The following is a 10,598-nucleotide window of genomic DNA, read 5'->3' as shown; positions in this document are numbered from 1 at the left end:
TTCCTGTTGCGATCCGGGCGGGCGTTTTGAGCATCGTTTGCGGCAAGTTATTATGCGCTTCGTGTCGTACCCATAACACCGTAAAACTGTCGGCACCGTCGGCATGCGACGCGTGCTGGCCAAGTCGGAAGGCGTGGCCGGCCGCCAGGCGGCGCACCGAACCGGCGCCGTCGAAGGTTTTATTGTTCAGCTCCAACGCTTGCAGCATCAGCTCGCAGTGCGGATCCGCCGCGCCGTAATCGGCATGGTGGCGCTCGCCGCTGCCGTCATACAGCTCCAGCGCCGGCAATTCGCCGGCGTCCAGGCTGGTCGCATGCCCGGCGCCGGGTGCGAACAATTCTTGCGGATCCCAACTGCTGATGCTGACCGCGTTCGGCTGCAGTTGTCGGCGCGCCGCGAACTGGTCGATGGCGTCGTCGCTGTCGGTGGCGCGCACGCCATGAAAACGCAGCGTGGCGCCGCCCGGCGTTTCTGGCGCCACGGCCTTGCTGTCGAAGAAGATGATGCGATGTCTGGCATGGCCGAGCGCGGATGCCTGGCCATCCTGTTCATGCTCGAAACGCCAGCTCAAGCCTTCGGCGGCCAGCACCCGCATCAGAAATTCCAGGTCGCTTTCGCGGTACTGGGCCCAGACCGGACGCGCCGTCAATTCCTGGCTGATATCAAAATCGAAGCGTACCTGCGGGTAATCGGCCAGTAATTCAGTGAGGATATCGCGCGCGGTCTTGTCCTGGAAAATATAGTTGTCGCGCCGCAAGCCCAGCAGCGATAGCGCCGGTTCCAGCCGCAAGCGGTAACGCGCCAGACCGCCGTCGGCGCCGCTCCAGGCGGCAGCGGTGCACAAGCCGTGCCACGAGCGATAGCTGCCGTCCGCTTGCAATAATTTGACAGTGATTTCCTCGCCGATGAACTTACCCAATTGCAAATTGGTCGAGGTACTCAGCGCATCGATGTCGAAATGGAATAACTGGTTTACCGCTTCGCGGCCGCTGAACCATTCGGCGGCCAGCGATTGCGGCAAGTCCGGGTCCTGGGCGGACGCCAGCGTGATCAGGCGCGCGTGCTGGCTCAGGCCGGTGCCAAACAGGGCGTCAAGGCTGGCGGCTATCGTCATATCGGATTTCCCACCTGCGCTGGCAGGTTTGCATGGTCGGCGACGCCAGGGGCTTGTTGTTGGACAAGGGCGTCAGCAAGCAGCGCCGCATCCGCTGTCGGCATGCGTTATGGCGCTGTTTTCAGGAAGCGATTCTGGATTTTTTATGGCAAGACTGCAAAACTATTGCCGCTAGTCTTGAGGAAAGGCAAACAGGGATGTCCAGCATGCGTTGATCGTCCGGCCATTGACCACAGGCCGTGACAGATCGAGCGCGCTTTATGCTGGGAACTTAGGGCAGCGTAATCGTCAAGTTGGCCGCGCGCGGCGCCAGTTTGACCACGTCGTTGTAGGCGTGCATCCTGGCCTCGGTGTTTTTCACCAGCATGCCGCGCAAGCCGATGTAACCGAGCGCGGTGATCAGCGCGAATACCGAGCACAGCACCCACAGCGGCACGTCATTGCGCAATTTGTTGATGATCTGGTCCGGGCGTTCGGCGTGTGGCGCGAAGCCGGCGCTTTTACCTTTCATGTGCGCAATTTCATCACCGAGGCGGGCGGTCAGGTAATTCAATTTTTCCTGGCCTTCCAGGATGTAGCGGCCCTGGAAACCCAGCAGCAAACACATGTGGAACACTTCCAGCGCTTGCAGGTGGACGCTGCCGCGCGCGCGCAAGCTTTCCAGGCGGATAAAAAAATTCTCGCCAGCCAATTGGTCGCCGAACAGCACCAGTTGCAGCGGCCGGCGTTCCCACGCTTCGCGGATGCTGAACGGCGAGCGCAGGATGATTTCATCGACCGCCGCGCAAAATGCATATTTGGCGGCGTCGATGTCGTCGGCCGAGGCGCCTTGTTTCTTCGCGCCACGGCCGAAGTCGTCGAGAAATTGCGTCATCTTGCTGATGAAATCGTTGTTGTCCAGCGGTCCGTTGCCATTCTTCAGCATGAAGAGGGCGTAAAAACCGTCGTACATCAAGTCCATCAAGCTGTGCGCGGTGCTGGCCGTCAAGTTGGCCGCATAGGCGGCATTGCCGCCGGAGATGAGGGAAGGAGCATTGGTATTCATGAGGTTTTTCAAGAGGTTACGGCAACAAGTTCAAGTTTTAAATCACGCATGCCCGAGGGCACGTAGATCGAGATCGACTGGGCTTGCAACATGCGTTCATACATCTGGCCCTTCGCTTCGATGGTGAAGTAATAGGTATCGGGCCGCACCGGCACCGCCGCCGGCACTTGCGGCGAATGTTGCAGGCGCACGCCGGGCATCGCCGACAGCACGAATTTTTCGACATCGTCCGGCGCGCCGACCTTGAAGCGCAGCGGCACCACCTCGACCAGTTCCAGTGCCGGCAAATCGGCCGACACGGCCAGGTAAAAACTGGTCTTGTCGTCGATCTTGCCGGAATCGAGCATGCCGTGATGGTAGGAAGGTTTAACCTCTGTCAATGCGATGGAGAAATATTTAGACGAAATTACGGTATCGAGCAGTTCCCGGATGATGCCGTGCACTTTGGCGAACGACGGTCCCGGATCGGCGTGCTGGTAAGGCGGCAAGTCGGTCAGCGAGTGGGTTTTCGAGAACGTCATCAAGGCGCCGGCCAGGCCCAGCAACTGCTCGTACAAGCGTTCCGGGTGCAGCGCCGGATGATGGAAATAGTGGCTCAGCGATGCAAATGCCGAGCTTGCCGTGTGCAGCAGCCAGAACGACGACATGTCGCCGGAACGGAATTCGATCACATTCTTGCTCGGTTCGCGATGGTGGCCATACAGCGCATTGACCTTGGCTTGCAGCGCATCGATCAGGCGCCGTAATTGCAAGAACAGCAGCGGGGCGCTGCGGATCGACAGGCTGGGCGGTACGAACGCCGGGTCCGCTTCAAAGCCGCCGGTCGACAAACGGCGCAGGCGCAGCAACGGAAAGTTCACATAGGAATCACGCGGCTCCGCTTCCGCCACCAGGCGCAGCGACTTTTTCAGGTAAGTCAGTTCGGCCAGCGCGGCCTGGGTGTACAGGTCCGGCGTTTCCAGGTTGGCCGGCGCGAAACGCGCGGCGTTGCTGGGCTGGCCGGCCGGCGCGAAGTTGCCGCCGAAGTGTTTGAACGAGGGCAGGGCAGCGTAGAACGTCACGCTTTGCTGGGATTGCAGCAGGTTGCTCAAATCCACGGCTTCCGGCAAGTCATCGTTGCCGGGCGCATTGTAGATTTCGCCGTCCTGGAAGATCAGCGCCAGTTCCTGTACCCGCAAAGTATTGTTGGCCAGGGCGTCGCGGTCGATCTGCACGTGGCTCACGCCCCATGAATAAGGATGCAGCGCCTTGACGCTTTCATGCAGGCGATGCTCGTGGTACTGGTCCTGCTGCTGGAAATGCTGGGGGCGCAAGAACAACCCTTCACCCCATAAGACTTTGCTTGAAATGCTCATCGATGACCTTTTGTCCGATTAATGTGCGCGTACTCGATAGTGGGATAGCAAAGAATGGACCGCAAACCACGGCTGCGGATTTTCAAAATAAGAATTCTTCCTTGCAACTGCAAGAACAATAACATTTTCTGGAACATCAGGGCGTACGTCTCAAAAATATCATTGTTGTCCTGAAAAGTATTGCCTTATAGGAATTTTTGCGCCCCCGATTCGATAGCGTTCTATTGAACGCAGTCAATATTAAATCTATGCTAATCTGCGCAGCATACGAATTTGGCAACACTATTTTGCAACTAAATTAGGCAGATAATTTGGTTGATTTACTAACTATTCGACATCGTTGAGGAACTCATGAACCCAAGCTCCAGCATCAAATTCCGGCAGTCGCTGTGCGTCGCCGCCTGCGTCCTGCTACTCAGCGCCTGCGCCACCACCGAGCCGGTCAAGGTGGTCGCGCCGCCGACAGTTGCCGAGATGATGGCCAAGGCCGGCGCCGCGTCGAACGCCGGCCAAAAGGAAGCGGCGATCGAATTGTGGAAGCAGACCGCCACCGCTTTCCCGGCGGACAAGGAGCCATGGCTGCGTATCGCGCAAACCCGTTATGACGCAGGTCAATATGGCGACGCCATCATCAACGCCCAGGAAGTACTGCTGCGCGATCCGGCCGACCGCGTCGCCAACAGCATCGTGGCGATCAGCGGCTTGCGCCTGTCGACCCGCGCGCTGTCCGACCTGAGCCGCCAAAACAACCTGTCCGGCTCGCTACGCACCGAATCGCAAGACCTGGCCAAGCTGCTGCGCGAAAGCCTGGGCGAAACCGTGCTGGTGCCGCCGAAGGCCGCGCCGGCGCCGGCAGCCCGCAACCGCGGCCGCGCAGCGCCGAAACCGGCGGCCAGCAACGACGATTCCAGCGCCAATCCATTCGACGGCCTGAAGTAAACCGCAAGTAGCAACGTCTGATTATTTTTACATTGGGGATGTCATGTCAAAAAAAGAAAGTGTCCAGAAACGCCTGCAAAAGGTCCGGCCGCCACGGGTCCAGATGACCTATGACGTTGAAATCGGCGATGCCATCGAAAACAAGGAATTGCCGTTCGTGATGGGCGTGGTCGGCGATTTCAGCGGCAATTCGGAAATCGAACAAAAGCGCTTGAAGGAGCGCAGCTTCGTCGGCATCGACCGCGACAATTTCGATGAAGTCATGAAAGGCCTGGAGCCGCGCGCCAATTTCAGCGTGTCCAACGAGCTCGACGGCGAGGGCGGCAAGTTCGGGGTCGACTTGAAATTCCGCTCGATCGACGATTTCCGGCCGGAAGCCGTGGTCAGCCAGGTCGAACCGCTGCGCAAATTGCTGGAAGCGCGCACCAAGCTGGCCGACTTGCGCAACAAGCTGGCCGGCAACGACAAACTGGAAGACATCTTGAACGATGTCTTGAACAGCACCGAAAAACTGGCGCAGTTGGGCCAACAATCCGCCGCCAAGAAAGAAGACTGATATGTCCGTCCAAATGACCCCCACCGCAGCCGGCGGCGCGACCACCGAAATGGCGTTGCTGGACCAGATCGTCGAACAAAGCAAGGTCGCCAAGTCGAGCACCGAACACGCGCGCGCCAAAGACATCATCAGCGAGCTGGTCAGCCAGGTGATGGAGGGCACGGTAGTCGTGTCCAACAACCTGGGCGCCACCATCGACGCCCGGGTCGCCGAGCTGGACCGCCTGATTTCCGCGCAATTGAGCGCCATCATGCATGCGCCTGAATTCCAGAAGCTCGAAAGCAGCTGGACCGGCTTGCATTACCTGGTCAAAAACACCTCGACCGGCCAAAACCTGAAAATCAAGATGATGAACGCCACCAAGCGCGAACTGGTCAAGGATTTCCAGAGCGCGCTGGAATTCGACCAGTCGACCATGTTCAAGAAGGTCTACGAAGAAGAGTTCGGCACCTTCGGCGGCGCCCCGTTCGGCGCCTTGCTGGGCGATTTCGAAATTTCGCGCCAGCCGGAAGACATGTATTTCATCGAGCAAATGTCGCATATCGCGGCCGCCTCGCACGCGCCATTCATTTCGTCGGCGGCGCCGGAACTGTTTGGCCTGGAAACGTATAGCGACCTCGGCAAGCCGCGCGACTTGACCAAGATCTTCGATACCGTCGAGTACATCAAGTGGAAATCGTTCCGCGAATCGGAAGATTCGCGTTATGTCGGCCTGACCTTGCCGCGTTTCCTGGGCCGCTTGCCATTCAACCCGGCCGATGGCGCGACCACCGAAGGCTTTAATTTCGTCGAAGACGTCGATGGCACCGATCACCACAAATACCTGTGGTGCAACGCGGCGTACGCGTTCGGCACCAAGCTGACCAGCGCGTTCGAGGATTTCGGCTGGTGCGCGGCGATCCGCGGCGTCGAAGGCGGCGGTCTGGTCGAAGGCTTGCCGACCCACACCTTCAAGACCGATGAAGGCGAAGTCGCGCTGAAATGCCCGACCGAGATCGCGATCACCGACCGGCGCGAAAAAGAACTTAGCGACCTGGGCTTCATTTCGCTGGTGCATTGCAAAAACACCGATTACGCGGCGTTTTTCGGCGCCCAGTCGACCCAGAAAGCCAAAAAATACAATACCGATTCGGCCAACGCCAACGCGGTCTTGTCGGCCCAGTTGCAATACATCTTCGCCGTGTCGCGCATCGCCCACTACATGAAAGCGATGATGCGCGACAAGATCGGCAGCTTTGCCGCCGCATCGAACGTGGAAGACTTCCTGAACCGTTGGCTGACCCAGTATGTCTTGCTGGACGATAACGCCAGCCAGGAGCAGAAAGCCCAATTCCCGTTGCGCGAAGCGTCGGTGCAGGTATCGGAAGTGCCGGGCCGCCCAGGCGTTTATCGCGCCGTGTCGTTCTTGCGTCCGCACTTCCAGCTGGATGAACTGTCCGTGTCGCTGCGCCTGGTCGCGGAATTGCCGCAGTCGACCAAATCCTAAGTTTTTACCTGCATTACCCGCTGTAACTTGTTGATTTTTTGGTTTTTATTTTACTTGAGAGGAATATAATGGCAATCGACGTCTACTTGCAAATTGATGGCATCAAAGGTGAATCCACCGACACCGGCCACAAAGATTGGATCGAATGCAAGTCGGTCCAGTGGGAAGTGTTGCAACCCAAATCGGCCACCGCGTCGACCGGCGGCGGTCATACCGCCGAGCGCACCGAGCACAAGGATATTGTGATCGCCAAGCTGGCCGACCTGGCCACGCCTTTGCTGTTGCAAAACTGCTCCTCGGGCAAAACCATTCCTAAAGCCAAGATCGAATTCTTGCGCGCGGATGGCCAGGGCGAGCGCATCAAGTATTTCGAAATCGAAATCGAAAACGTCCTGATCAGCAGCGTATCGCCCAGGGTCGTCGCCGGCGACATCCTGACCGAAGACCTGGCGCTGAAATATTCCAAAGTGAAATGGAAATATACCCAGCAAAAAGTGGGCGGCGGTTCGGGCGGCAATACTTCCGGCGGCTGGGATCTGTCGGCGAACAAAACAGCGTAATAGTTTGACCTGCTGAGCTAATCCGCGGCGTGTTTGCGTTGCGGAATTTTTTTGCCGGTTCCATCCGACTTTCGGGCTGAAACCGGCAAAAGCCGGTAGTTAAGTAAATAAGGTACACCATGAAAGGCTTTACGCCGGGACTGTTCGATCGACTGATGGATACCCACATCCAGGGTTCGTCCACCGTGACCAGCAGCGGCATCGTCACGCGCATGTCGATCGAAGACATGAAGGACACCGTGGCGCGCGACCTGGAAGCGCTGCTCAATACGCGCACCGTGATCCCCGAAGAAATACTCAAGAAATACCCCGAATGCGGCAAGTCGATCATCACCTACGGCTTGAACGACTTTGCCGGCCTGAGCCTGTCGAGCTCGGATGACCGCGCCTACATTTGCCAGTGCCTGGAAAAAGCCATCGCCCGCCATGAACCGCGGCTGCGCAATGTGCAAGCGTCGCTGGAAGTGCAGGAAGGGTCGATCAACCGCCTCAATTTTGCCATTACCGCCTTGCTGGTGTTGAACTCAGCACAGGAACCCGTCAATTTCGACGCCATCTTGCAGCCATCGAGCTTGCATTACACCATCAGCAAGGCGCGCCGTACCGCGTCGTCGGGAGCCTGACCTTGGAAGAATTGTTACCGTATTACGAACGCGAGCTGGGATTCTTGCGCCGCTATTCGCGCGAATTCTCGGAACGCTATCCAAAAATCGCCGGGCGGCTGCTGATCGGCGGCGAAGTGTGCGAAGATCCGCATATCGAACGCATGATACAGTCGTTCGCGCTGCTCAATTCGCGCATTTCGAAGCGCCTCGACGACGATTATCCCGAATTCACCGAGGCGCTGTTCGACGTGCTGTATCCGCATTATTTGCGGCCGTTTCCATCGTGCTCGATCGCGCGCATGGATTACAGCACCGCCGCCGCCCAATTGACGGCGGCCACCGAAGTGCCGCGCGGTACCGAACTGACCACCCGTCCGGTCAAGGGCGTGGCCTGCACCTTCCGCACCGCCTATCCGGTGACGGTGGCGCCGGTCGAGCTCAGCGCGGCCTGGTTCGCCGCGATCATGGAGGCGCCGGAAGCGGTGCTGCTGCCGCCGAACGTCACGTCCAGCCTGTCGATCACGATCAACAGCTGCGCCGAACAGATAGGACTCGGCCAGCTGGGCCTGGCCTCGCTGCGGGTATTCATCGACGGCGAGCCGTCGTTTTGCGCGGCGCTGCGCGATGCGCTGTTCATGCGCACCGTCAAGGCTTATGTCGAACCGGAGCACAATGGCCGCTGGCTGCCGCTGCAAAAAAGCCCGGTCGGCGCCGCCGGTTTTGGCGAAGACGAAGCGCTGATCCCGTTTTCGGCCCGTTCGCATCCGGCGTACCGGCTGCTGACCGAATATTTCTGCTTTCCTGAAAAATTCAATTTCTTCGATATCGACCTGAGCGCCGTGCTGGCCGTGCTGCCGGACGATTGCCAGAGCTTTACCTTGCACCTGGCGCTGAGCGGCATGCGCACCGATTCGAATGCGGCGCGCATGCTGGGTACCTTGTCGACCAATAATGTGCTGCTCGGCTGCACGCCGGTGGTCAACCTGTTCCAGCAGCGCGGCGACCCGATCCGCCTGACCCATACCTCGGCCAGCTACCCGGTACTGGCCGATGCGCGGCGCGCTTTCGCCTTTGAAGTGCAGGCGATCGACTCGGTAAAACTGGTGCGCCAGACGCCGCAGGGCGAATCGGTGGTCGAATTCCGGCCGTTTTATTCGCTGCGCCACGGCGAAACGCCGGAAAAGCATGGCCATTACTGGGTCATGCGGCGCGATGAAGTGATGGCCCGGAAAAGTCCCGGTTACGAAACCGAGATTTCCATCGTCGATATCGATTTCGACCCGGCGGCGATTGAAACCGATACGCTGAGCCTGGAACTGACGTGCACCAACCGCGATTTGCCGGTCTCGCTGACGTACGGCTTGCGCGGCGGCGACCTGTTCCTGGAAGGCGGTTCCAGCGTGCGCGCCATCAGTTTCTTGCGCAAGCCGACCGCCTCGCACCGCTTCGAACGGGGCCGCGGCGCGCACTGGCGGCTGATTTCGCACCTGTCGCTGAACCATCTGTCGCTGGCCGGCGGCGGCCTGGTAGCGTTCCAGGAAATGCTGGCCCTGTACGACTTGCCCCGTTCGGCCACGTCGCAGCGGCAAATCGGCGGCATCAGCGCGATCAGCCACAAGGCGGCCAACGCCTGGCTGCCGGGCAACCCGTTCGCCTGCCTGGTGCGCGGCGTCGAAGTGCGCCTGACCATCGATGAAGAAGCGTTTGTCGGCAGCGGCATCCACGCCTTCGCCCATATCGTCGAACGTTTTCTCGGCCTGTACGTTCACGCCAACAGCTTTACGCAACTGGTCATCGTATCTAAAAAAACCGGAGAGGAGCTGTTGCGATGTTCACCACGAAGCGGCGATTTGAACCTAGTGTAATCGAGCGCCTGTTCGAGCAGCCGTACCGCTTCCAGTATTTCCAGGCGGTGCGCATGCTCGAACTGTGGCTCAAGCGCCATGGCGTCGCGCATGACGGCGCGGTCGCCAATTATCTGCGCTTCCAGAATTCGGTGTCGCTCAATTTTCCGGCCAGCCAGCTGGAAAGCCTGCAGCCGGAACCGCAGGACTTGCCGCGCGACGCGCGCGCCTTGTCCGACGCCTTGCAGCGCGGCGCCTTGAAATACGTGCGCATGACGCCGGCCTTCATGGGGTTTCTCGGCACGGCCGGCAGCTTGCCGGCGCATTACACCGAACGCATCGCCACCCATCAGCTGTATGAAAAAGACGACGGCCCGCGCGCCTTCCTCGATACGTTTTCGAATCGGGCGCTGGCCCTGTTTTATGAGGCGTGGCGCAAATACCGGCTGGAGCTGAAATACCAGATCGAAGGCAAGGACAAATTCCTGCCGCTGCTGCTGTCGCTGGCCGGCCTCGGCCATGAATCGCTGAAACACCGGCTGTCCGACGGCGGCGACGGCGTGCTCGATGAGTCGGTCGGCTATTTCGCCACCGCCATGTCGCACCGGCCGGTCTCGGCCGTATCGATGGCCCAGGTGCTCAGCGAATATTTCGGCCAGGCCGTCAAGGTGACCCAGTTCGTCGGCTGCTGGTACGACGTGCCGGCCAGCCAGCAAAGCACCTTGGGCGGCAACAATGCCGTGCTCGGCGCCACCGCGATGGTTGGCGCGCGGGTCTGGCAGCGCGATTTGCGGATGCGCCTGACGGTCGGCCCGCTGGCGCGCCAGCATTTTGAATCCTTCCTGCCGGGCGGCAAGGCGGCGCGCGCGCTGGAAAAGATGCTGACCATGTTTACCGGCCTGTGCCTCGAATACGAAGTGCAGCTGGTGTTGCGCGCCGCCGACGTGCAAGGTACCAGCTTGGACAGCCAACGCGCCGGCGGGCGGCTGGGCTGGGACAGTTTCCTGATCACCGGCGGTCATCCGCAAGACCGGGCCGACGTGCGTTACGAGATCCATGCGCTATAAAACATCCATCTACTGAATTTATCTAAT

General features: G+C 59.5%; 10 protein-coding genes (1 of these 10 cut by a window edge). 7 read left to right on the top strand and 3 right to left on the bottom strand.

Annotation, left to right across the window (positions count from 1 at the left end; genetic code table 11):
* From GJA_RS28295 to tssK, 3 genes are all read right to left on the bottom strand, one after another.
* Positions 1 to 1,114 carry the 5' portion of a type VI secretion system Vgr family protein gene (locus tag GJA_RS28295; protein WP_051780720.1) on the bottom strand. The gene continues 20 nt to the left of window position 1, outside the view, so the window shows 1,114 of its 1,134 coding nt (coding positions 1-1,114); the start codon lies at positions 1,112 to 1,114; its stop codon lies off the left edge, out of view.
* A gap of 271 nt (positions 1,115 to 1,385) precedes the next feature.
* A complete protein-coding gene (gene icmH / locus GJA_RS11975) occupies positions 1,386 to 2,159 on the bottom strand; it encodes a type IVB secretion system protein IcmH/DotU (protein WP_038492464.1) in 774 nt (257 codons plus the stop codon).
* Between the two features lie 8 nt (positions 2,160 to 2,167).
* Positions 2,168 to 3,514, bottom strand: coding sequence for a type VI secretion system baseplate subunit TssK (gene tssK / locus GJA_RS11970; RefSeq protein WP_038492461.1), 1,347 nt, complete (start codon positions 3,512 to 3,514; stop codon positions 2,168 to 2,170).
* 351 nt (positions 3,515 to 3,865) lie between these two features.
* Here tssK and GJA_RS11965 point away from each other — a divergent pair, with 351 nt between their 5' ends.
* The 7 genes from GJA_RS11965 (at position 3,866) to tssG (ending at position 10,571) form a co-directional block, all read left to right on the top strand.
* Positions 3,866 to 4,453: an outer membrane protein assembly factor BamD gene (locus GJA_RS11965; RefSeq protein WP_038492458.1), complete on the top strand. Its 588-nt coding sequence runs from the start codon at positions 3,866 to 3,868 to the stop codon at positions 4,451 to 4,453.
* A gap of 43 nt (positions 4,454 to 4,496) precedes the next feature.
* The gene (tssB, locus tag GJA_RS11960; protein WP_038492455.1) at positions 4,497 to 5,009 is read left to right on the top strand and encodes a type VI secretion system contractile sheath small subunit; all 513 of its coding nucleotides are present in this window, start codon (positions 4,497 to 4,499) and stop codon (positions 5,007 to 5,009) included.
* Position 5,010: 1 nt separating this feature from the next.
* The gene (gene tssC, locus GJA_RS11955) at positions 5,011 to 6,495 is read left to right on the top strand and encodes a type VI secretion system contractile sheath large subunit (RefSeq protein WP_038492452.1); all 1,485 of its coding nucleotides are present in this window, start codon (positions 5,011 to 5,013) and stop codon (positions 6,493 to 6,495) included.
* Positions 6,496 to 6,563: 68 nt separating this feature from the next.
* Positions 6,564 to 7,055, top strand: coding sequence for an Hcp family type VI secretion system effector (locus tag GJA_RS11950; protein ID WP_038492449.1), 492 nt, complete (start codon positions 6,564 to 6,566; stop codon positions 7,053 to 7,055).
* Positions 7,056 to 7,174: 119 nt separating this feature from the next.
* On the top strand, positions 7,175 to 7,678 hold the full coding sequence (gene tssE, locus GJA_RS11945; RefSeq protein WP_038492448.1) for a type VI secretion system baseplate subunit TssE: 504 nt from the start codon (positions 7,175 to 7,177) through the stop codon (positions 7,676 to 7,678).
* A 2-nt stretch (positions 7,679 to 7,680) separates the two neighbouring features.
* Positions 7,681 to 9,525: a type VI secretion system baseplate subunit TssF gene (tssF, locus tag GJA_RS11940; RefSeq protein WP_038492445.1), complete on the top strand. Its 1,845-nt coding sequence runs from the start codon at positions 7,681 to 7,683 to the stop codon at positions 9,523 to 9,525.
* A complete protein-coding gene (gene tssG / locus GJA_RS11935) occupies positions 9,489 to 10,571 on the top strand; it encodes a type VI secretion system baseplate subunit TssG (RefSeq protein ID WP_038492442.1) in 1,083 nt (360 codons plus the stop codon). The genes tssF and tssG overlap by 37 nt, the downstream gene beginning before the upstream one ends.
* The last annotated feature ends 27 nt before the right edge of the window (positions 10,572 to 10,598 follow it).

Source organism: Janthinobacterium agaricidamnosum NBRC 102515 = DSM 9628, from assembly GCF_000723165.1.
Classification (GTDB): domain Bacteria; phylum Pseudomonadota; class Gammaproteobacteria; order Burkholderiales; family Burkholderiaceae_D; genus Janthinobacterium; species Janthinobacterium agaricidamnosum.
The sequence above is the reverse complement of the archived record's forward strand: the minus strand, read 5'-3'. Positions and strand labels throughout refer to the sequence as shown.

Bases quoted from the DNA above. Each gene is read 5' to 3' on its own strand.
- tssG (WP_038492442.1), top strand. From the start codon at position 9,489: ATGTTCACCACGAAGCGGCGATTTGAACCTAGTGTAATCGAGCGCCTG.
- tssB (WP_038492455.1), top strand. From the start codon at position 4,497: ATGTCAAAAAAAGAAAGTGTCCAGAAACGCCTGCAAAAGGTCCGGCCG.
- GJA_RS11950 (WP_038492449.1), top strand. From the start codon at position 6,564: ATGGCAATCGACGTCTACTTGCAAATTGATGGCATCAAAGGTGAATCC.
- tssC (WP_038492452.1), top strand. From the start codon at position 5,011: ATGTCCGTCCAAATGACCCCCACCGCAGCCGGCGGCGCGACCACCGAA.
- tssK (WP_038492461.1), bottom strand. From the start codon at position 3,514: ATGAGCATTTCAAGCAAAGTCTTATGGGGTGAAGGGTTGTTCTTGCGC.
- GJA_RS11965 (WP_038492458.1), top strand. From the start codon at position 3,866: ATGAACCCAAGCTCCAGCATCAAATTCCGGCAGTCGCTGTGCGTCGCC.
- icmH (WP_038492464.1), bottom strand. From the start codon at position 2,159: ATGAATACCAATGCTCCTTCCCTCATCTCCGGCGGCAATGCCGCCTAT.
- tssE (WP_038492448.1), top strand. From the start codon at position 7,175: ATGAAAGGCTTTACGCCGGGACTGTTCGATCGACTGATGGATACCCAC.